Here is a 20058-nt window from a genome sequence, read left to right as displayed (position 1 = left end):
GCGTAACGCCGCCCGCTTCGAGCCGCCACGCATTTTCCGTACGGCAACCTTTCCGCCCCCGGCGACCACTGACACACGTGAGGGCCCCGCACGGGACCCCCACATCCGACTCACGTCCGACTCACGTGCTCTGCTTCCGCCGAACCACGTAAGGAATCATCCGTGGCATCCCCTTCTCACCGCCGGTCCCCGGGCAAGCGGCACACGGTCCTCGTCCCCGCCCTCGTGGTGGCGGCCGTCGCTCTCGTCGCGTCCCTGCTCATGGTCCTCCACCCCGACGGGGAGTCCACGGCCGACGACGCCGCGAACGCGCCCATAGCCGGCAGCCGGTCGACGTCTCCGGAGCCGACGCCCCGCACGAACACCACGAGCAGCACGAGCCCGAAGCCGAAGCCCGAGGCGAAACCGAAGCCGTCAAAGAAGTCCCCCACTCCGCCGGCCGCCACGGCCACTTCACCGCGCCCCTCGGCCAGGGCGGTGACCCCTCAACCCGCCTCGGGCTCCGCCCCGTTGGCAGGACGAATCCGCCCCGGGGTCACCTACGAAGGGGTCGCCACCTTCTACGACACCGGCAACGGCGACGGCGCCTGCCTCTACGGCCCGACCGACGACGTCATGACCGCGGCGATGAACCACACGGACTACGAGACGTCCAAGGCGTGCGGCGCGTACATACGCGTCCGCGCGGCGAACGGCGCCTCCGTCACGGTCCGCGTCACCAACGAGTGCCCCCTGCCCTGCGCCCCCGGCCAACTCGACCTGAGCGCCCAGGCGTTCGCCGAGCTCGCCGCGCCCTCGGCCGGCCGGATCCCGATCACCTGGAGCCTGCTGAGCCCCAGCACGTCCGACACGATCTCGATCCGCTACAAGACGGGGTCCAGCAGCCACTGGTGCGGCATCCAGGCGGTGGGGCACCGCAACCCCCTGGCCCGGCTGGAGGTCCGCGACGGCGGCGGATGGCGCCAACTGCCGCGCACCGAGTACAACTACTTCCTCTCCGAGCAGGGCAGCGGCTGCGGCGGCGCGATCAGGGTCACCGACATCTACGGAGAGGCGCTGACGGTCGAGGGCCTGGCGATCCGGCCGGACGTCCTGCAGCCGACCCGGCTCCAGTTCGCGGCGCGCTGACCTCTCAGGTGCCGAGGCTGCGAAGTGTCACCGCCGGGCCGGCCGAACCCTACCGCGCGGGGGCGGTCTCCTCGGTCAGACCCCGGATGCGCTGCTCGATCTCGTCGCGGATCGGGCGTACGGCTCCGACTCGGCGCCGGGCACGCCGGCGCGGACGGCGACGTAGGGTCTGGTTCATGGTGACTGCGACGGTCCGTGAGTGGCACGAAGAGGAAGGGTGGGGCGTACTCGACTCCCCGGAGACGCCCGGCGGTTGCTGGGGGCACTTCTCCGCCGTCCGGACGGACGGGTTCGCCACGCTGTCACCCGGGCAGAAGGTGGAACTCACGTGGGAAGCCCCCGGCTTCGCCCAGGACGGGTACGACTACCGCGCCGTGAGCATCACGCCTCGGCAACCCTGAACGAGCGGGCCGCAACACCGCACGGCGCGGTTCCCACCGGACGCACCACACCCGATGGGAACCGCCGGCTCCGGACGCCCCCGGCTCAGCCGAAGTTCACATCGCTGCACAGGAAGTACGTCTGGTCCATGTGTGACGCCTGCCAGATGGTGTAGACGACGTGGCGGCCGCTGAGGCCGGACGTGCTCACGTCGATCGAGTAGTTCTGGCTCGGGGCGTACTCCCCGGTGCGGGCGACCAGTTGGAGGTCGCTCCAGCGCAGCGGCTGGGTGGTGGGGTCGAAGCCCTGGCGGGTGACGTACACCAGGAAGTAGTCCGCGCCGTGGCTGGCCTGGTCGTAGAGCCGCACGGTGAAGTCGCTCGCGACGTCCGTCGTCTTCCAGGCACCCACGGCGTCGAGCGAGTTGTAGCGACCGCCTTCGGTACGGCCCCCGCTGCACAACTGGCCGTCGGGGATGACCGCCTGGAAGTCGCCCGCCGAGCCGTTGCGGTACAGGCCGTTCCAGTTCCACATGGCGTTCGGGTTGTCCTGCCAGGCCTGCCAGCACATGGGGTCCTCCTGCGCCATGGCCGGGTTCTGGAAGTCGCTGCCCCAGCGCAGCCAGCAGCCGTAGTTGCGCGACGCCGGGTCGACGACCGAACCGTGGGCGGCCGCCGTCCCGCTCCCCGGGATCAGGCAGAGGAGCAGGGCGGCGAGCACGGTGAGGAGGAGCGCCGGACGGGTCACGGGCGGCTGCGTGGGGGCAGGCGCGAGAGGGTGGTGCGTGATGTGATCATGACAAAAGGCTCGACGTTGCAGCACGGTCTCCCTCTTTCAAGGTGGGGGGATGGGGGGTGTAGGTGATGCGGGGGCGCTCTGGTGATGCAGAGACGCCGGTGACACGAAGGGGCGGAAGCGCGCGTGGGAGCGCTCCCATCACACCCCAGGCTGCTCCCCCGCACGCCCCTCCGCAACGCCGGATCGCGCCACTTTCCGGCCCTCCGCTCGGCGCGACCTCGCCCGCCTACGACCGAGGCGTGCCCGTCTCCGTCGCCCTGACGCCCCCGGCCGGATCCGGCGACGGTCCCGCCTCCTGCGACGTCGGTGTCGGTGTCGCCGACGGCGCGGCGGTCGGGACCGCCGGACTGGTCGGCGTACGGGACTCGCCGGTCCGGGAATCCGCGGCGGGCTCGGACGTGGCGGACTCGGACGGCACCGTCGGAGTCGGCGACGGCGAGCGCGGCGACGACGCCGACGGGGTCGGAATCGCCGACGGGGCGGGAGGCGTCGTACGGCCGCTCGCGGGCGGAGGGGCGAGAGGGGGCGCGGGGGAGGCCGGTCCCTGCGAGGCCCCCAGGTGGAGCGGCAGCGCGACGAGCACCGCGACGGCGCAGGTCACGCCCGCCCCGATCGCCGTACGCACCAGCCGTCGGCGGGACGCCCTGCGGCGGATCGCCGCGTAGCTGCCGGGGGGTGGGGCGAGGTGGTCCGAGGACGGGCGGAGGATCACCGCGAGAGGGTCGTCGGGGGACAACTCCGGGCCGTCCGCCTCGTCGTCAAAGCGTGTGGTCAAGGCTTCTCCTCAGATGGACGCGGAGCAGTTCGCGGGCCGCGTGGAGGTCGGCCTTGACGGTCCCTTCCTTGCGTCCGGTCAGCACGGACACCTCCCGGATCGGCATGTCAGCGTAGTAGTGGAGGAGGATCGGGGTGCGCAGGCGTTCGGGGAGGGACTGGACCAGCAGGCGTACGGACGGATCCGCTTGCTCCGTATGGGAGTTGACCGCCGCTTCGGCCGTGACCCGGTGCATCGCCCTGCGCTCCCGCTCCAGCTTGCGCCAGTGGTCCCGGACCAGGTTCGCCGCCGTGACGTAGAGGAAACCGCGCGGCTCCTCCACCCGGCTCCAACGGGCCCAGAGCCGGGTGAAGGCCTCGGAGGCGATCTCGTGGGCCGTCTCGTCGTCGTCGACGAGACGGCGGCACCAGCCGGCGAGGCGCGGATAGAGGGCGGCGAACAGCTCGGACGCCGCCTTGTCTCGGGACCGTTTCAACGCTCTACAACGCTCTCCATGGTCGTGCGCAAGCCTGCACTGTCACTTGGGGGATGCCGGACCGCCGGACCGCGTTCCACGGGCCTGTCCGGAGGCCGTGGCGCTCAACTCGTCGTGGCCCTCAACTCTTCGTGGTCCTCAACTGTGCGAACACGATCACGTTGTCGCGGTACTCGTCCCCGGCCCGCGGCCCTCCGCAGGTGATCAGCCGCAGCTCCGGGCGGTCGACGTCCCCGTACACGTCGTCCGCCGGAAAGTCCGCCTTGGCGACCGTCCGTACGGCACTGACCGCGAACTCCGCCGACGTGCCGTCCTGCCTGCGCGCCACGATCCGGTCGCCCCGCCGCAGCCGGGCGAGGTGGCGGAACACCCCGTCCCCGTAGGAGCCCACCGTGACATGGCCGAGGATGACCGACGGGCCGACCTGGCCCGGCGTCGGTGAGTGCCGGTACCAGCCCGCCCGGTCGTCGGACGTGATCGGCGGCACCTGCACGGTGCCGTCCGACGCCAGCCCCAGCCGCATGACCGGGGTGTCGACCTCGATCGCCGGGATCTGCAGCCTGACCGGCGCCGAACGGCCAAGGGGACGCGCCTGGTTCGCGGCGGCGGAAGGCCGCGGAGTCGTCGCCGTGCCGGCCGCGCTCCCGTCCGCACCCCTGGTCCGCCGGGAGTGCGCGCTCGCGGCCTGCCCCGCCTCGTTGCCGCCGCACCCCACCAGCAGCGAGGCCATCGCCGCCGTGGCGAACGCACGCCTGGACAGCGGCATCATGCGCCGTTCGTCCGCCGACGCCGTACGACGAAAGCCGTCGCGCCTCCGACGAGGAGCACCGCGGCGGCTCCCCCGCCGATCAGCCCGGCCTGTTCGGTCCCGGAACCCGAAGCCGGCGCCGTGACTCCGGTGTCGGGCGCCCCCGACGGTACGACGGAGACCTGACCGCCGTCCGGCGCCCGGGTCGGCTCGGCCGACGGGTCCGAGGGGACGGGGGTCGCTTCCCGGGGCGGCTCGGTGGCGCTGGGCGTCGGGACGGCCGTCTCCGAGGGGGCGGCGACCGTCGGGCTGGGGATCGCGGTCGGGGAAGTGCCGTCGGCGAACGCGGGCGTGCTGCCCGCCAGCAGGGCCGTGAAGGTCAGGGCCATGGCGCTGAGGACGGTTCGGCGCATTGAGTCGCTCTCTTTCGTCGGCCCGGCCGGCACTGGCGTACGGGGCGGGCTGGTTGACGGTCGAGCGGAGAGACGACGCGGCAGCGGGGCGGGTTGTAAAGAGAAGGCAAAGTCATGCGGAGGGTCGGCTCGCTCAACGGCCCACCCGCCAGGCCATCCGCCAGGCCCCGTCAAGCCCAGTGTTCATGGTCGTGAATCTGAATCACGTACACAACTATTGACGCGTATGCGACAGGCCCCTACGGTCCCGAACATCGCACCTTGAGAAAGCGCTTTCCCTATCTGCCACGACGTGTAACAGAAAGGGGTCAGCCCATGCACCCGCACCCGAGCCCCGTCAGACGCATCGCCCCCGCCCTGGCCTCCGCCGCCCTCCTCGCCACCGCACTCGTCGCCCTCACCGGCACCACCGCCGAGGCCGCGACCACCCGCTACGAGGCCGAGAGCTCCCCGGCGGTCTGCACCGGCACCATCGACTCCGACTGGGCCGGCTTCTCCGGCACCGGATTCTGCAACGGCACCAACGCCACGGGCGCCTACGCCCAGTTCACGGTGAACGCCCCCGCGGCCGGCACCGCGACCCTGAACATCCGCTTCGCCAACGGCACCACCACCGCCCGCCCCGCCTCCCTGATCGTCAACGGGACCACCGTCCAGACACCGTCCTTCGAGGGCACGGGCGCCTGGACGACCTGGACCACGAAGACGCTCACCGTCCCCGTCAACGCGGGCAGCAACACCATCCGGCTCAACCCGACCACCTCCGGCGGCCTCCCCAACATCGACTACACCGACGTGGTCACGAGCGACACGACCCCCGCGCCGACCGGCCCCGTCCTGTACGTGGCGCCGAACGGCACCGACGGCGCGGCCGGCACGCAGTCGGCGCCCACCACGCTCACCTCGGCGATCAGCCGTATCTCCGCGGGCGGCACGATCTACCTGCGCGGGGGGACGTACAACCAGTCCTCCACCGTCACCATCCCGGTGGGCAACAACGGCACGTCCAGCGCCCGTACGAAGCTGTCCGCCTACCCGGGCGAGACTCCGGTGCTGAACTTCTCGGCGCAGAGCGAGAGTTCGTCGAACCGCGGGCTGCAGGTGATGGGGTCGTACTGGCACGTCCACGGCATCGTCGTCGAGCGGGCCGGGGACAACGGCATCTTCGTCGGCGGCAGCAACAACGTCATCGAGCGCACGGTGACCCGCTTCAACCGCGACACCGGGCTCCAGCTCGGCCGGATCGCCTCCTCCACGCCGACCAGCCAGTGGCCCTCCAACAACCTCGTCCTCAGCGCCGAGTCGCACGACAACGCCGACTCCGACGGCGAGGACGCCGACGGCTTCGCCGCGAAGCTGACCGTCGGCAGCGGCAACGTCTTCCGCTACGCGGTCGCGCACAACAACATCGACGACGGCTGGGACCTCTACACCTACTCCGACTACGACCCCATCGGCACGGTGACCATCGAGGACTCCCTCTCCTACGAGAACGGCACCCTCAGCGACGGCTCGCAGGCCGGCAACGGCGACCGCAACGGCTACAAGCTCGGCGGCGAGGACGTTCCGATCAACCACGTCGTGCGGCGCAGTTTCGCGGTCGACAACGGCAAGCACGGGTTCACGTACAACAGCAACCCGGGCTCGATGACCATCTCGAACAACGTGAGCATCGACAACACCGAACGCAACTTCAACTTCGACGCGGGCACGTCGGTGTTCCGCAACAACACCTCGTGCCGCAGCGGCAGCGGCACCAACGACCGGATCATCGGCGACTCCGACAGCTCCAACCAGTTCTGGTCCGGCACGAACGGCTCCCGGTGCTCGTCGTACAGCGGCGCCCTGGGCTGGTCCATCGCCTCGGACGGGCGTCTCGTGGTGACCTTCGGCGGCACCCGGGCCACACCCTGACCCGCGGCTGAGTCGCCCGCGGGCGGCATCCGTACCATGAGGGCGTGACAGCCCGCACACAGCAGCACCGTGCGCCGCGGCTCCCGATACCGGGACCGTGGCGCACGCTTCTGGTGCTCGGGCTGCTGGCCGGGCTGTTCGGGATGCATGCGCTCGGCCCAGGCCCAGCGATCGCCGTCTCCTCTCATCCCTCTCCTTCATCGCCTCACCATCCGCACGCGCGGGCCATGAGCGCCCCCATGACGGCGGCCATGCCCGACGAATACGTCTGCCACGGCGCCGATTCCGGTGGCGGGCACGTCCAGCACGCCGACCCGACCTGCGCCTCCGGTGCCGTCGGTGCGGGCCCCGTGCTGCCGGCCCCGATGCCCGACCCGTCCGGAACCGCTGTCGCGGGCGACCTGGACGGCCGTTCCGTGGCCGCCGCTCCCGAGGGCGGGCGAGCGCCTCCCTCACTGGCCGAACTGCAGATCCTGCGGACCTAGGACAAGGCCGAGCCGTACCCGACCCGTCGCCGGTTCACCGGTACGGCAGTCAGCCATGCCCGTGCCGCGCCCCGAGGCCGTACGCCCGAGGCCGCGGCAAGTCACGTACCTCGCAGGAGTTCTCAGCATGACCAGCACACGTACACGCACGCGTACCCTGACCCGCCGCGCCTGCCTGGCGGCGACGGCCGTCACCGCCGCCCTCGTCCTTGCCGCGTGCGGCGGCGACGACGGCCCGGGCACCGCCTCCGGCGCGCGGACGTCGCCCTCGGCGAGCGCCGACGCCGGCGCGCACAACGACCAAGACGTCTCCTTCGCGCAGGGCATGATCCCGCATCACCGGCAGGCCGTGGAGATGGCGGACATGGCCGCCGGGCGGGCCTCCTCCGCCGCGGTGAAGGACCTGGCCTCGCGCATCCGCGAGGCGCAGGACCCCGAGATCCGGACCATGTCGGGATGGCTGAAGGCCTGGGGTGAGGACGTGCCCTCTGCCGCACCCGGCATGGACCACTCCAGTGGTCACTCGGGCGGTCACTCCGGCAGCTCCGGAACGGAAGGGACGGCCGGGATGATGGACCAGAAGGACATGGACGAGCTGATGAAGGCCTCCGGCAAGGCCTTCGACACCCTGTTCCTGACCCTGATGGTCGAGCACCACGAGGGCGCGGTGGAGATGGCCCGGACCGAGAAGGCGCAGGGCCGGTACGGCCCCGCGACGAAGCTGGCCGACGCCGTCGTCAGCGCCCAGACCGCCGAGATCGAGGAGATGAACAAGCTGCTCGGCAAGAGCGGGAGCTGACCTCCCTCAGGGAGTCGTAGATCTCCGGGGCATGGGCGCGGGACGCCGTGAAGTACAGCGTCCCGCGCTCCCTCAGCCGGCAGGGGACGGCGGCGGGCGGTGCCGTGGGAATCACGGGGCCGGGCGGGCGGGTTCACGACTTCACGGCCGTCGAGAAGCCGAAGAATCGAAGAGGAGCCGACCATGTCCGACGCACCCGCCGCCGACGCACCGGCCGATCCCCCCGTACGCGAGCTCCGCCTGGTGGTCACGGCGGCCGACTACGACGAGGCGCTGCACTTCTACCGGGACGTGCTCGGCCTCCCCGAGCGTGCCGCGTTCGCCTCCCCCGACGGGCGGGTCACGATCCTCGACGCCGGCCGGGCGACGCTGGAGCTGACCGACCCGAACCACGCCGAGTTCATCGACGAGGTGGAGGTGGGGCGACGGGTGGCGGGCCATGTCCGGGTCGCCTTCCAGGTGGACGACTCCACGGCCACCACGGTCAGGCTGGCGGCAGCCGGAGCGGAGGTCCTCGCGGAACCCACCCGCACCCCCTGGAACTCCCTCAACTCACGCCTCGAAGGACCCGGCGCCCTCCAGCTGACGCTCTTCACGGAGCTGGGTGAGCTGGACGGGTCGGAAGGGCCGGAAGGACCGGAAGGACCGGAAGGGCCGGGCGACGCGGCGGAACACGCGTAGACGGCGAAAGCAGATGCTGGCTTGACGCTTCCGGAGGAGCTTATTCACCCGTTTCGGTGATAATTGGGGCATGAGTACGACGACGTTTGTACTAGCGGCCACGTCGAGCGAAGTACTCAACGTGGTTGCCGCCTTTGCGGGTGGCCTGTTCATCGCGGGCGCCCTGATCTGGGCCGTGCAGCTCGGCATGCGGGTCCGTGATCGAGAGCTGCCCCGGCCTACGCCCGACGAGCAGCCGCACCTCCCCGAAACCGGTCCGGTCCATGAGGAACGCGAGATCAGGGAACCGGACGAAGTGCCGCACGCGGAGGGCAGGGAACGGCTCCTGCCGCACGAGCTGCACCACGCGGGCAGCAGGCGCAGCGAGGACCAGCACCGCAAGCGCTGGCTGCCCGGGAAGAGCGGGGCCTTCGGCGGGGGCGGTCTGGGGCACGGCTGAGCCCGGAAACCCAGGCGACGGGAGCGGCTGCCCGATGTCATCCTGCCCGGACCCGTGCATGTGCAGGGGTCCGGGCAGGGGAGTGGATTGAGCAGACGACGCTACGTGGCCAGGGGCGTCCCCGGCGGCTACCGCATCTGGGACAACCACGGCCGCCGTTTCTGGGGCGACCTCTACGAACTCTGCCCCGACGACCTGCTGACCGAGCTCAACGGCGGCAAGGACCCGACCAGGATCAGCGCGCTGCTGAGGCGTTACCGCGCGTTGAAACGCTAGCGCCGGGTCTGGGGACGTCCGGGGCCGTGGCGAGCGCCAGGATCACGAAGAAGTCGACCCCCACCATGATCACCGACCACACCGGCGTGTACGGCAGGAACAGGAAGTGGAGCACCATGCTCAGGGACGCCACGAAGATGCCGGTGATCCGAGCCCACCAGGCCCCCTTGAGGATGCCGTAGCCGACGCAGGCGACCACGACACCGAGGGCGAGCAGGACCCAGCCCCAGGCCATGAGGTTGATCTTGAAGACGTAGTCGCCGATACGGCCGTAGACGTCGTCCTCGGCGATCGCGGAGATGCCCTGGAGGATGGCCAGCAGACCGTTCACCAGCATCAGCACACCGGCGAAGACGAGCCCGCCGGTGGCCCAGCCGGGGGCGGGCTGATATCCGCCGGCGCCGGGCCGGGGACCGGCCGAAGGCCAGGTCGCCTGAGACGCAGGCGTTCCAGCGGCCCCCGGGGGTCCCGGCGACCCAGCGGGGCTGTGCGCCGCATCGGTCGCGTGCGACGGCGACTGCGGCTGTTGCTGCTGGCTCATGGCTGCCGTACCCCACTTCTCGCGTGTTCCGCGGTCGGGTTCTGCGGTCGGTACGACGATGGGCGGGCTCCGGGGCGGCCACCACGGGGGACGGGCCGATCGGGTGACGTCCGGGCCCTGGAGTGCCCCTGGAGTGCGGACAGCGGCGCACGGTTCTTCACTGGGGGGACCGGACCGGAACCGACCCGCTGGAGGCGCCATGCCCGGTCACCGAACGCGGTGGAACACGACCGCGCTCCTCACGACGACCGCCACCGTGGCCGCCATCCTCACCCTGACGACCTCCTGCACCGACGATGACACGCCCTCCTCGGTGGCCAGCAAGGCGGCATCGGCCTTCGCCTCGGCGACGGCGGAGGCGGGCCGCCGACTGGACGACATCAAGGGCGGTATCGACGCCAAGGACGCGGTGAGCCTGGGCGATCCGAAGACCGACGCGGACGGCCGTACGACCGTGGAGGTCACGGCGCGGAACACGACCGACTCGACGAAATCCTTCGCCGTGCAGATCGACTTCCGCGGCATGGACGGCAATCTGCTGGACGCGACGGTGGTGACCGTGTCGGACGTGCCGGCGAGCGCGACCGGAAAGGCCACCGCACGCAGCACACGTGACCTGGACGGCGAGGTGAGGACGGACGTGGCCAGGGCCCTGCGCTACTGACCGGCGCCCGGCGGTCACGCCCGGATCGGCGAGCAGCCCTAGGCGCTGCCGGGCATGGGCCTCATGTCGACGCCGTGCCGCTTGGCGATCTCGATGAAGCGGTCGATGTCCGGTGGGGAGTCCGACTTCGGGGGGAGCTCATGGCTCTGGGCCGGTTCGCCGGCCTCTGCGAAGAACTTGTCCAGGCCGCCCGGCGTGTAGGTGACCACGAGGCGCACCGTGCTCGTGGGCTCGAATCGCTCCCACGTCCCCTCGGGGATGTGGAAGAGGGATCCGGGGCCTCCGTCGAACACCTCATCGTCGATGTGGAGGCGCAGCGTCCCTTCCAGCACGTAGATGGTCTCGGTGCCGGGATGGGTGTGGGGCGGGGGGCCCATCCCCTCCGGGATGGTCATCTCCATGATGGTCATCGCGCCGTCGGTCTCCTCGCCGGAGGCCTTGACCTCGTAGAGGCTGTCCAGCATCCAGAATGCCTTCCCCTCGCCGCTGTGGCGGACGACGGTGTTCTTCGTCATGCGATTGCGCCTTTCCTAGTGGGCCTCCTCACCATTCCCTTCGCCATGACGCCGGTAAGGCCACCATCCGGGTGGACCCGGTCATGAGCCGCCGACAGCGCTAAAGCGGTCCGCCCCCGCCGTCCGACACCGTGTCCGGCTGGGCGTCCGCCGAGCCCGTCACGATGATGTCGATCTGCTCGCTCGCCGCGCTGACCCCGTTGAGCGTGGCCGTCGCCTGGAGGCGGCCCGGGCCGGGCGGGAGGCGGTGGGACGGTACGCAGAACCAGGTGCCAGCCGGCGCGGCAGTGGTCGAGCAGACCTCCTCCTCCTGCGCGTCGCGCACCGTGACCTGGGCTCCCGGGTAGGCCGCCCCGGACATCTTCGGCAGCGCGCCCAGCGGCACGCCCGACTGGGGGCGGGACAGGACCGGCGCGGGCAGCCCGACCGTCACCGTGCAGGTGCCCCGCTGCCGCACCGTGCCGTCCGCGTCCCGCAGGACCAGGGCGCAGTCGGGGAGCCGGGTCCCGGGCTCGGCGTCCGCGGGGACCGACAGGACGAAGGGGAACCTACGGCCCTTCCAGGTGGCCGATGCCGACGGGTCAGCCCCCGACTCGTCAGCCACCAAGTCGTCTCCCGCCGATTCTTCCGTCGCCGATTCTTCCGTCGCCGACTCATCCGCCGTCGCCCCATCGGCTGCCGACCCCTCAGCCGCAGCAGGCGACCCCACAAAGGTGTACGTCCCGCTGTTCCCGCCCAGAGCCACCGCCCCCCGGTACCCGCCCGCAGCGAACGGCGTGCCCGTCACCTTCGTCTGCGCCGGTGCCGTCAGGGTCAGTACCGAGCCCTCGCCCAGCGGCGCCCCCTCGTAACCGCCGACCTCGACGATGCCCTCCCGCCCGGGCTCGATGGTCGCGTGCGCCCATAGGTCGCGGCCGACCGATCGGGTCGGGCCGTCACCGCCGTGGGCCGCGTCCGCCATCCCGGCCGCAGCGGCCATCCCTGTCATGGCCAACACGCTCGCGACGGCGAGCAACCCAAAGATCGTCGTCCTCCAGGACCTGCTCATCGTCGGCGGAGCTCCTCACACGTACATCGGCGGCACCCCTGCCCAGCGATTCTCGCGGTCCGCTCCGCAGGTGACCCGCGCTGTTCGGCCGTACGCGCCGCGCACCACCCGTCCGGGCGCCGCCCCGTCCGAAAGGGCCTCCGTGTCACTCGTCCGTCTCCGGCGCCGGGTGCCGTACCGCCCTGCGCACGTCCTCCTCCACCTGGTTGCGCGCGGCGCCCTGTTCCTTCGCGTATTCGGTCACCGCGCCCTGGACGTCACGGGCGAGGTCGCGCCAGGCGCGCCAGGCGGTCTCGTACGTGTCGGTCTGGAGCTCGGTCCACGGGGTGTGGGCGGGCGGCCCGTAGTTGTCCCGTAGCTCCTCGACCCTGCTGTGTGCCTGGTCCGCCGCCCGCTGCATGGCGACCAGTTCGTCGAAGGTGCGTGCCACGCGTCCGGATCCTTGGGCAGCGGGCGGTCCCTGCCCGGTTCGCCACGCGAGCGACCCGCGCCTCTCACTCGGACGGCGTCGGCACGTGCCGCCGGCCGGGCCTGCACGCGCCCGACGCGCCACGAAGCCGACGCCAACCCAAAAGGCTCCCCCACGTTCCGCGATCCGCAATGACCTGCCGGCAGGCAGAGTTGCGCCGGTCCGGCTTACGCCAGCCAGACCGTCGTGTCCGGCCCCAGCAGCCGCCCCTGAAGCGGCCCGCTGCCGATCAGCACCTCCCCGGGCGGCAGCTCGACCGCCGTACCGGAGAGGTTGGTCACGCACCGCCAGCCGTCCGAGCGGGCGAAGTGCAGGACGCCGGGCGGGCTGTCCGCCGCCCACTCCAGCTCCTCCCCGTCCAGGAGCTTGCGGCGCAGGCGCAGGGCCCTGCGGTAGAGCTCCAGGGTGGAGCCCTCGACGCCGTCCTGCGCCTCGACGGCGTACGCCGCGAAGCCCGACGGCTGAGGCAGCCAGGACCCGCCCGCGCCGAAGCCGTACGACGGTCCCGTCGTCGTCCACGGCAGCGGCACCCGGCAGCCGTCGCGGCCCTTGCGGACGCGGCCCGTCTGTTCCCAGATCGGGTCCTGGAGGACCTCGAGGGGAAGGTCGGCGACCTCGGGCAGGCCGAGCTCCTCGCCCTGGTAGACGTACGACGAACCGGGCAGCGCCAGCATGAGGAGGGTCGCGGCGCGGGCGCGGCGCAGGCCGGCGGACTCGTCGACGGCGGGTGCGCTGCCACCGGAGAGGAGCCAGGCGTTGTCGTCGGTGCCGGGCGGGAGCATCAGGCGGGAGGTGTGGCGTACGACGTCGTGGTTGGACAGGACCCAGGTGGCCGAGGCGCCCGCCGCGCGGGCCGTGGCCAGGGAGTCGGTGATGACCCGCTTCAGCTCCTCCGCGTCCCAACCGGCTTGCAGGTACTCGAAGTTGAAGGCTTGGCCCAGTTCGTCCGGGCGGGCGTACAGGGCGCGGCGGGCGGCCGGGTTCACCCAGGCCTCGGCGACCGCCATGCGGGGCGGGCGGTAGGCGTCGAGGATCTTGCGCCAGTCGCGGTAGATCTCGTGGACCTCGTCGCGGTCGTAGAAGGGGTGGGTGCCGGGTTCGAAGCGCGGGAGCGCGTCCTCGTGGCTGAGTTCCGGGGCGCCGAGGTCGCGCAGCGGCTCGCTCAGGTCCTTGGCGAGCGCGTGGGCCACGTCGACGCGGAAGCCGTCGACGCCGCGGTCGGACCAGAAGCGCAGGGTGGTGCGGAAGTCGGCGCGGACGTCGTCGTTCTCCCAGTTCAGGTCGGGCTGTTGGGGTGTGAAGAGGTGCAGGTACCACTGGCCGTCGGGGACGCGGCGCCAGGCGCTGCCGCCGAAGACGGACTGCCAGTCGGTGGGCGGGAGTTCGCCGTGCGGGCCGCGGCCGTCGCGGAAGACGTAGCGGTCGCGGGCGGGGGAGCCGGGGCCGGCCCGCAGCGCCTCCTGGAACCAGACGTGCTGGTGCGAGGTGTGGTTGGGGACCAGGTCGACGATCACCTTCAGGCCGAGGCGGTGGGCCTCGGCGGTCATGGCGTCGAAGTCGTCGAGGGTGCCCAGGCGCGGGTCCACGTCGCGGTAGTCGGCGACGTCGTAGCCGCCGTCGGCCAGCTCGGAGGGGTAGAAGGGGCTCAGCCACAGGGCGTCGACGCCGAGGGCGGCGAGGTGGTTCAGGCGCTGGGTGACGCCCTTGAGGTCACCGAGCCCGTCGCCGTCGCCGTCGGCGAAACTGCGGGGGTAGACCTGGTAGATGACGGCCTGGCGCCACCAGTCGGGGTTGCGGGACGAGAGGTCGGGGGTGTCGGGCGTGGTGGTGCGGACGGTCACGCGGACTCCTCGTGGTGCGTACGGACGGGTGCGTACGGGCGACAGTGAGAACTCTGTCCACTTGGCCGGAAAAGCGAACACCACGAAGTCCGGAGTAGATCATTCCCGGTGTGATGGAATTGTGATTGCCCTTTGAAGTTCCCTTGCGTTCCCGCAGGTTGACAGCGTTCCCCCGTCGCCCGACGATGTGCTGACGCTGTGGCGCATGTGACCAATGAGCCCAGTGATTCTTCTTCGACCACTCACCCCACGATGGGATACGCATGTCCATAGCGAGACGTGTCATGGCGCGACGCCTGCTGGGGACGGGCGCCGCGTCGTTCGTCCTGTGCGCTGTCGGCGTCGCCTCCGCCTCCGGCGCCTGGGCCACCGGTTCGCACGGCGGCGACGGCTGGAAGTCCGGCGGCACCTACCAGCCCGGCACCGGCGCCGGCACGGAGACGGCCACCGACCGCTGCCAGTTCTCGCTCGACGGCACGAACTTCTACGACTCGGTCAAGGTCGACGACCAGAACCTGAAGGTCACCGACGACGGCAAGGTCCACATCACGGTCCGCGCCGCCGCCGACGCCACGACCTGCACCGCCTCGCTCGCCTCCTACCTCGCCCACGGCCCGACCTTCGCCACCTCCGGCGAGCAGGTCTTCGTCGACTTCGACACGGTCACGGTCAAGCCCGGCGGCACCGACACCCTCGACATCGCCGTCCCGGACGCGGGCTGCTTCGCGCAGATCGACCTGTACCGGGGCGCAGTGAAGTTCGACGGCAAGCTCGACGCGAACGACGGCTTCGTCCACGGGGACCTGCCCAAGGGCCCGGACCGCCCGGTCATCAAGGACAAGCTGATCGCGGCCTGGAACGGCGGTACGAAGGACTGCACGACGGAGCCGCCGGCGACCGAGGAGCCGCCGACCACGCCGCCCGCCGAGCCGTCGGAGCCGCCGTCCGAGGAGCCGTCGACCCCGGCGGAGGAGACGACACCGCCGGCCTCGGAGACCCCGTCGACCGAGACCCCGACCCCGGAGCCCTCCGAGTCGACGTCCGCCCCGGCGCCCTCCCCCGACGGCGGCGGCGGTGACCTCGCCGAGACCGGCGGCAGCAGCGCGACCGGCCCGATCGCCATCGGCGCGGTGGTGCTGGTGGCGGGCGGCGCGGCGTTCGTCGTGGCGTCGAAGCGGCGTCGTACGGCGCGTTCCTGACGCCCCTTACGTGCGTGGGCCCCGCTCCTGTTCGAGGAGCGGGGCCCTGGCCTGTCACTCAGGCAACGGTCACGGGTAGGTGACCCGGTAGGCGCTGACCCATGGGCCGATGCTGCCGTAGCCGCTGCTGTCGATGGTGATCGCATACCCGGTGCAGTTGGCGTGTTCCCACAGCTCCACCCTGGCGCTGCTCTCGGTGCGGGCGGATCGGACCCGGTCGTTCCAGCCGGCGCCGACGTACTTGCACTGCCCTGTGTTTCCCGTGAACCACGCATCCGGACCCGAGAAGCCCGTCGAGGAGTAGGCATGCCAGCTGGCGGTCGCGAGAGGCTGGGCGGATGCCGGGTGGGTCATGGCGAGGGCGCCGGCCAGGACCGCTGCCGTGACCAGGCCGTTGCGGACCTGGCGCCGACGACTGCCGGTGAGGGAACGCTGTCTGTCGCGCATACTCGAAAACCCCCTGGTGGAATGCGGCGTTGGTGCGCCCAGACTGTCGGTGCCCTCCGTGCCACCGCCACACGTTGAAGCCGTGCCTTAAACGGAGGCCTGTGCACCGTCGAGGAGGGCAAGGCCCACGGGGGTGATGGTGTGCACGACGTTCTTGCTGCGGCGCACGCTCAGCAGCAGGCCCGCCCGGCGCAGTACGGCCGTGTGCTGGCTGACCGCGGCGCCGGAGATGCCGAAGCGCACGGCGAGTTCACCGGTCGTGCGGCCGGTGACGACGTCCTCCAGGATGGCGGCGCGGGTACGGCCGATGAGGGCGCCCAGCTCCACGCCGCCCGCCCTGCCCGTGCCGCCGCTCTCCCGGGCCCAGCCGAGGGTGTGCTGGATCGGGTAGACCAGGACCGGCGTCAGGTCGGCGAGGGCGAGTGTCAGGGGTCTTCGCAGGCAGAAGAAGGACGGCTGCAGCAGCAACCCGCGCCCGCCGAGCCGCAGTTCGCGGTGGACGGGATAGTCGGCCTCCAGGACCGGCGGCTGCCAGCGCAGCACGGGCCGGAAGCCCGCCAGCAGACCGTCGGTCCCGCCCTCCAGCACCGCACGCGCGCGTACGGCCCGGTCGGCGTCGACCTGGGCCCGGATCCGGCGCCAGAAGGGCGCGAGCGCATGCCGGTGGTAGGCGTGCAGGACGGCACCCAGCCCGCGCAGGGCCTCGGGCTCGCCGTCGGCCAGGGCTCGGGTGCCGGGCGGCAGCGGATGCGGCCATACGGGGGAGGCGGCGAGCCGGGCGAGGTCGCCGCGGAGCCGGGCGCGGGGCGTGCCGAGCACGGTGTCGACCGCGTGCGCCAGGTCGAAGGAGCCGCGCAGGTCGGGGGTGAGGAAGTCCGGGAAGTAGCCCCGGAGCGGCAGCAGCGCGGCGAGCAGCCCGTGCAACGGGCCCATGCGCGGCCGCACGAGTCTGCGCCACTCCTCGAAGAGCAGCGGGGCGTCCGCGCTGATCAGTGCCTGGAAACTGGTGGCGATCTCCCAGAGGGGATCGGGGGCGGCGGCGACGCGCACGCGCGCGAGGTCGTCGGCGGTGAAATGCACCCGCAGCATGGGGTCTCCGATGGTGGTCGGTCATCGGGTGGGGGGTGTGGTGGTGCGCGAGGGCAGCGCTTCGTGCGCGGTGCCTCGTGTGCCCCATGACAGTGACCGAGCCGCTCTTGTGCGGACAAGGCGGCATTCGGACACCCGACCCCGGCGTCACGCGTCCGGCATCCGGTGTCCGCATCGGAGGTGACGGGTGTGACAGCTCGTCAGACGCGCTCCACCGTCTCCAGGTACAGCTTCACGAACCGGTCCACGTCCACGTCCAACGCCACGTCCACCAAGGCCTGTTCGCGCATGCCGGCGTGGATCTCGGACTCACCGGGGCGGGGGCGGCGGTCGACGAGCGTCTGGCCGCGCGTCGGGCCCGGGGCGAGGGAGACCTCGACGGGAAGGAGGCGGGTGGTGATGCCCGCAGGGTCCACGACCGTGCAGACCGCGCCCGCGTCACCGATGCCGCCGGCCTCGGAGTCGGCGTCGACGTCCGGCGTGGCCGGGCGGTGGGCCAGCAGGTCGCCGGCGAGCCGGGCGCCGGGTTCCGTGCTCGCCCGCAGGCGCCGTACGTCCGCCCCGGGGACCACGACCCGCTGGAAGACGTCCAGGCCGTACATGGTGATCGGCACCCCGGCCGTGAGCAGGATCGCGGCCGCCTCCGGGTCGTGCCACACGTTGAACTCCGCGACCGGCGTGGCATTCCCGCAGGCCACCGCGCCGCCCATGAAGACGATCCGCTCGATGTTGTCGGTCACCTCCGGGTGTGTGCGCAGCAGCAGGGCGATGTTGGTGAGGGGCGCGGTGGGGATGAGGGTGACCGGGCGCGGGGACGCCAGGATCTCGCGGCGCAGCAGCGTCACCGCGTCCACGTCGGCCGGGGCGCGGGTCGGGGCGGGCAGGCCGAGGTCGCCCATGCCGTCGTCGCCGTGGACGTGCCGGGCCGAGCGCGCGAGCTCGATCAGCGGGACACCGGCGCCCCGCGCGACGGGGATGTCGGGGGCGCCGGCCTGCTCCAGGACGGTGAGGGTGTTGCGTACGACGCCGTCCACGTCCGTGTTGCCCGCCACACAGGTGACGGCGCGCAGGTCGAGCCCCGGATGGCGTACGGCGAACAGCAGCGCGAGAGCGTCGTCGACACCGGTGTCGCAGTCGATGATCACCGGAATGCGCTGCCCTTCGGCGTTCGTCACGACGGGGTTCCTCTCACGTGCGGCGGCTCTGCGGTGGCGGGGTCCACGAAAGCGACCTTACGGTGTGATTCAGGTGGAGTGCGTCGCCGTATGGCGTCGTCGTACGGTCTCGTGCGTGCGGCGTCATACGGCGTCTCCCCCGGCATCCCCCTCGTCGTCCCACAGCTCGGGACCGCGCGCCGCCACCCGAGCGGCGATCCGGCCGAGCAGCTCCGCGGTGGGTACGGCGCCCGGCCTGCGCCCGTCCCGCAGTCGTACGGCCGCCAGATCGCCGTCCGCCGCGGCCTCCCGCTCCCCGATGACCGCCTGGTACGGCACGAGGCGTGCCCCGCGGATCCGGGCGCCCAGGGTGCCGTGCTCGGGACCGGCGAGTTCCGCGCGCAGGCCCTGGTGGCGGGCCTGGCGCAGCAGCTTCTCCCCCTTCTGGCTCTGTGCCTCCGACACGGGAAGGATCAGCAGCTGCACCGGGGCGAGCCAGGCCGGGAAGGCGCCGCCGTGCTGTTCGATGAGGTGGGCTACGACGCGTTCGACGCTGCCGATGATGCTGCGGTGGACCATGACCGGGCGGTGCTTGGCGCCGTCGGGGCCGATGTAGCGCAGGTCGAAGCGTTCGGGCTGGTGGAAGTCGATCTGCACGGTGGACAGGGTCGCCTCGCGGCCGGCCGGGTCGGTGATCTGGACGTCGATCTTGGGGCCGTAGAAGGCCGCCTCGCCCTCGGCCGCCTCGTACGGGATGCCGGAGCCGTCGAGGACCTCGCGGAGCAGTGCGGTGGCTCGCCGCCACAGCTCGGGGTCGGCGACGTATTTGCCGCCGCCTCCACCCTCGTGCCGGCCCTCGCCCTGGCCCCCGCCCGGGAGGGAGAGGCGGTGACGGGCGGCCCGGATCCCCAGATCGGCGTAAGCGCGGGCGATGAGTTCCAGGGCCGCGCGGGCCTCCTCCACCGCCTGCTCCAGGGTGCAGAAGATGTGGGCGTCGTTGAGCTGGATCGACCGTACGCGGGTCAGGCCGCCCAGGACCCCCGACAGCTCCGAGCGGTACATACCTCCCAACTCAGCCATTCGGAGGGGGAGTTCGCGGTAGCTGTGGGAGCGGGAGCGGTAGATCAGGGCGTGGTGGGGGCAGAGGCTGGGGCGCAGCACCACCTCCTCCGCGCCGAGGCTCATCGGCGGGAACATGTCGTCGCTGTAGTGGGACCAGTGCCCGGAGATCTCGTACAGCTCCCGCTTGCCGAGGACCGGCGAGTACACGTGCCGGTACCCGGCCGCCCGCTCGGCCTCCCTGACGTACTCCTCCAGGGTGTGCCGTACGACGGCGCCGTCGGGCAGCCAGTACGGGAGTCCTGCGCCCATCAGCGGGTCGGTGTCGAAGAGGTCGAGTTCGCGGCCCAGTCGGCGGTGGTCGTGGTGCATGGCTGCTCCTCCAGGGGATACGGACGAGCACCCACGACGAAGCCCCGGGGCACTCGCCCCGGGGCTTGAAGATTCGCTCAGCTGTCAGCGCGCCGGGACGGGGTCCGGCGTCGTCGTGGGAGACGGGTTGGCGGCGCGCTGCATGGGGCGACCGTAACAGGGGGGGTGGGTGGATCGCGCGGTGATTTTTCCGGTTCCCGTTGCGCACGTGCGGCGACTCGCGAACGGTGATGGCGACGAGGCCGGTGCGAAGCTCTCAGCGGTACTTGCCGCCAAGACGCACACCGCAAGCATCACCATCAGGCTTCGCGGTCTGGGCGCACGCCTTGGTAGTGAGCCGTACCGTGA

25 protein-coding genes are annotated in these 20058 nt (G+C 71.7%); 11 read left to right on the top strand and 14 right to left on the bottom strand.

The window, feature by feature from the left end; all coding sequences use genetic code 11:
- Window positions 1-162 precede the first annotated feature (162 nt).
- Window positions 163-1128, top strand: coding sequence for an expansin EXLX1 family cellulose-binding protein (locus tag ACIREI_RS28190; protein ID WP_403338366.1), 966 nt, complete (start codon window positions 163-165; stop codon window positions 1126-1128).
- Between the two features lie 49 nt (window positions 1129-1177).
- Here the strand turns inward: ACIREI_RS28190 and ACIREI_RS28185 are convergent, their stop codons facing one another.
- Window positions 1178-1306, bottom strand: coding sequence for a hypothetical protein (locus tag ACIREI_RS28185; RefSeq protein WP_403338364.1), 129 nt, complete (start codon window positions 1304-1306; stop codon window positions 1178-1180).
- On the opposite strand from ACIREI_RS28185, the gene ACIREI_RS28180 reads away from it, so the two are divergent.
- Window positions 1305-1529, top strand: coding sequence for a cold-shock protein (locus ACIREI_RS28180; RefSeq protein WP_403338361.1), 225 nt, complete (start codon window positions 1305-1307; stop codon window positions 1527-1529). The two genes, ACIREI_RS28185 and ACIREI_RS28180, sit on opposite strands and share 2 nt — an antisense overlap.
- An 85-nt stretch (window positions 1530-1614) precedes the next feature.
- Here the strand turns inward: ACIREI_RS28180 and ACIREI_RS28175 are convergent, their stop codons facing one another.
- Entirely contained in the window at window positions 1615-2256 is a 642-nt protein-coding gene (locus tag ACIREI_RS28175; protein WP_403338358.1) for a lytic polysaccharide monooxygenase, read from the bottom strand.
- A gap of 290 nt (window positions 2257-2546) precedes the next feature.
- On the opposite strand from ACIREI_RS28175, the gene ACIREI_RS28170 reads away from it, so the two are divergent.
- The gene (locus ACIREI_RS28170) at window positions 2547-2972 is read left to right on the top strand and encodes a hypothetical protein (protein ID WP_403338355.1); all 426 of its coding nucleotides are present in this window, start codon (window positions 2547-2549) and stop codon (window positions 2970-2972) included.
- Window positions 2973-3065: 93 nt separating this feature from the next.
- On the opposite strand, the gene ACIREI_RS28165 is transcribed toward ACIREI_RS28170, so the two are convergent.
- The 3 genes from ACIREI_RS28165 to ACIREI_RS28155 form a co-directional block, all read right to left on the bottom strand.
- The gene (locus tag ACIREI_RS28165; RefSeq protein WP_403338352.1) at window positions 3066-3557 is read right to left on the bottom strand and encodes an RNA polymerase sigma factor; all 492 of its coding nucleotides are present in this window, start codon (window positions 3555-3557) and stop codon (window positions 3066-3068) included.
- Between the two features lie 121 nt (window positions 3558-3678).
- Complete coding sequence (locus ACIREI_RS28160; protein WP_403338349.1) at window positions 3679-4326, bottom strand: class F sortase; 648 nt, start codon at window positions 4324-4326, stop codon at window positions 3679-3681.
- The gene (locus ACIREI_RS28155; protein WP_403338346.1) at window positions 4323-4718 is read right to left on the bottom strand and encodes a sortase-dependent protein; all 396 of its coding nucleotides are present in this window, start codon (window positions 4716-4718) and stop codon (window positions 4323-4325) included. Before ACIREI_RS28155 ends, ACIREI_RS28160 begins: the two co-directional genes overlap by 4 nt.
- Window positions 4719-5033: 315 nt before the next feature.
- Between ACIREI_RS28155 and ACIREI_RS28150 the strand changes: the two genes are divergently transcribed.
- The 6 genes from ACIREI_RS28150 (at window position 5034) to ACIREI_RS28125 (ending at window position 9312) form a co-directional block, all read left to right on the top strand.
- The gene (locus tag ACIREI_RS28150; RefSeq protein WP_403338343.1) at window positions 5034-6632 is read left to right on the top strand and encodes a carbohydrate-binding protein; all 1599 of its coding nucleotides are present in this window, start codon (window positions 5034-5036) and stop codon (window positions 6630-6632) included.
- A gap of 44 nt (window positions 6633-6676) precedes the next feature.
- Complete coding sequence (locus tag ACIREI_RS28145; RefSeq protein WP_403338341.1) at window positions 6677-7117, top strand: DUF6153 family protein; 441 nt, start codon at window positions 6677-6679, stop codon at window positions 7115-7117.
- A 127-nt stretch (window positions 7118-7244) separates the two neighbouring features.
- Window positions 7245-7916 (top strand): DUF305 domain-containing protein, encoded by a 672-nt coding sequence (locus ACIREI_RS28140; protein WP_403338338.1) that lies wholly within the window; start codon window positions 7245-7247, stop codon window positions 7914-7916.
- Window positions 7917-8099: 183 nt separating this feature from the next.
- Window positions 8100-8597 (top strand): VOC family protein, encoded by a 498-nt coding sequence (locus tag ACIREI_RS28135; RefSeq protein WP_403338336.1) that lies wholly within the window; start codon window positions 8100-8102, stop codon window positions 8595-8597.
- 70 nt (window positions 8598-8667) lie between these two features.
- Window positions 8668-9036: a DUF6479 family protein gene (locus ACIREI_RS28130; protein WP_403338333.1), complete on the top strand. Its 369-nt coding sequence runs from the start codon at window positions 8668-8670 to the stop codon at window positions 9034-9036.
- 87 nt (window positions 9037-9123) lie between these two features.
- Complete coding sequence (locus tag ACIREI_RS28125) at window positions 9124-9312, top strand: hypothetical protein (RefSeq protein WP_403338331.1); 189 nt, start codon at window positions 9124-9126, stop codon at window positions 9310-9312.
- On the opposite strand, the gene ACIREI_RS28120 is transcribed toward ACIREI_RS28125, so the two are convergent.
- Window positions 9272-9853 (bottom strand): hypothetical protein, encoded by a 582-nt coding sequence (locus ACIREI_RS28120; protein WP_403338330.1) that lies wholly within the window; start codon window positions 9851-9853, stop codon window positions 9272-9274. The genes ACIREI_RS28125 and ACIREI_RS28120 overlap by 41 nt on opposite strands.
- Window positions 9854-10052: 199 nt before the next feature.
- Here ACIREI_RS28120 and ACIREI_RS28115 point away from each other — a divergent pair, with 199 nt between their 5' ends.
- Window positions 10053-10517, top strand: a complete 465-nt coding sequence (locus ACIREI_RS28115) for a hypothetical protein (RefSeq protein ID WP_403338328.1) — start codon at window positions 10053-10055, stop codon at window positions 10515-10517.
- A 38-nt stretch (window positions 10518-10555) separates the two neighbouring features.
- On the opposite strand, the gene ACIREI_RS28110 is transcribed toward ACIREI_RS28115, so the two are convergent.
- The 4 genes from ACIREI_RS28110 to ACIREI_RS28095 form a co-directional block, all read right to left on the bottom strand.
- Complete coding sequence (locus ACIREI_RS28110) at window positions 10556-11032, bottom strand: cupin domain-containing protein (RefSeq protein WP_403338325.1); 477 nt, start codon at window positions 11030-11032, stop codon at window positions 10556-10558.
- A 100-nt stretch (window positions 11033-11132) separates the two neighbouring features.
- Window positions 11133-12020, bottom strand: coding sequence for a carboxypeptidase regulatory-like domain-containing protein (locus ACIREI_RS28105; protein ID WP_403338322.1), 888 nt, complete (start codon window positions 12018-12020; stop codon window positions 11133-11135).
- Between the two features lie 205 nt (window positions 12021-12225).
- Window positions 12226-12510 carry a hypothetical protein gene (locus ACIREI_RS28100; RefSeq protein ID WP_403338319.1) on the bottom strand — a complete coding sequence of 95 codons (285 nt, stop codon included), beginning with the start codon at window positions 12508-12510 and terminating at the stop codon, window positions 12226-12228.
- A 206-nt stretch (window positions 12511-12716) separates the two neighbouring features.
- Window positions 12717-14390, bottom strand: coding sequence for a glycoside hydrolase family 13 protein (locus ACIREI_RS28095; RefSeq protein ID WP_403338316.1), 1674 nt, complete (start codon window positions 14388-14390; stop codon window positions 12717-12719).
- A 263-nt stretch (window positions 14391-14653) separates the two neighbouring features.
- Between ACIREI_RS28095 and ACIREI_RS28090 the strand changes: the two genes are divergently transcribed.
- Window positions 14654-15589, top strand: a complete 936-nt coding sequence (locus ACIREI_RS28090; protein WP_403338314.1) for an LAETG motif-containing sortase-dependent surface protein — start codon at window positions 14654-14656, stop codon at window positions 15587-15589.
- Between the two features lie 69 nt (window positions 15590-15658).
- Here the strand turns inward: ACIREI_RS28090 and ACIREI_RS28085 are convergent, their stop codons facing one another.
- The 4 genes from ACIREI_RS28085 to thrS all read right to left on the bottom strand — a co-directional run bounded on the left by ACIREI_RS28085 (window position 15659) and on the right by thrS (window position 19710).
- Window positions 15659-16036 (bottom strand): peptidase inhibitor family I36 protein, encoded by a 378-nt coding sequence (locus ACIREI_RS28085; protein WP_403338311.1) that lies wholly within the window; start codon window positions 16034-16036, stop codon window positions 15659-15661.
- Window positions 16037-16123: 87 nt separating this feature from the next.
- Complete coding sequence (locus ACIREI_RS28080) at window positions 16124-17125, bottom strand: ArsR/SmtB family transcription factor (protein ID WP_403338308.1); 1002 nt, start codon at window positions 17123-17125, stop codon at window positions 16124-16126.
- Window positions 17126-17325: 200 nt separating this feature from the next.
- Entirely contained in the window at window positions 17326-18300 is a 975-nt protein-coding gene (locus ACIREI_RS28075) for a nucleoside hydrolase (protein WP_403338305.1), read from the bottom strand.
- 123 nt (window positions 18301-18423) lie between these two features.
- Window positions 18424-19710 (bottom strand): threonine--tRNA ligase, encoded by a 1287-nt coding sequence (gene thrS, locus ACIREI_RS28070; RefSeq protein WP_403338303.1) that lies wholly within the window; start codon window positions 19708-19710, stop codon window positions 18424-18426.
- Window positions 19711-20058 lie beyond the last annotated feature (348 nt).

It is taken from the genome of Streptomyces sp. NPDC093591 (assembly GCF_044764885.1).
Classification (GTDB): Bacteria; Actinomycetota; Actinomycetes; order Streptomycetales; family Streptomycetaceae; genus Streptomyces.
This window is presented reverse-complemented; position numbering and strand designations above follow the sequence as displayed.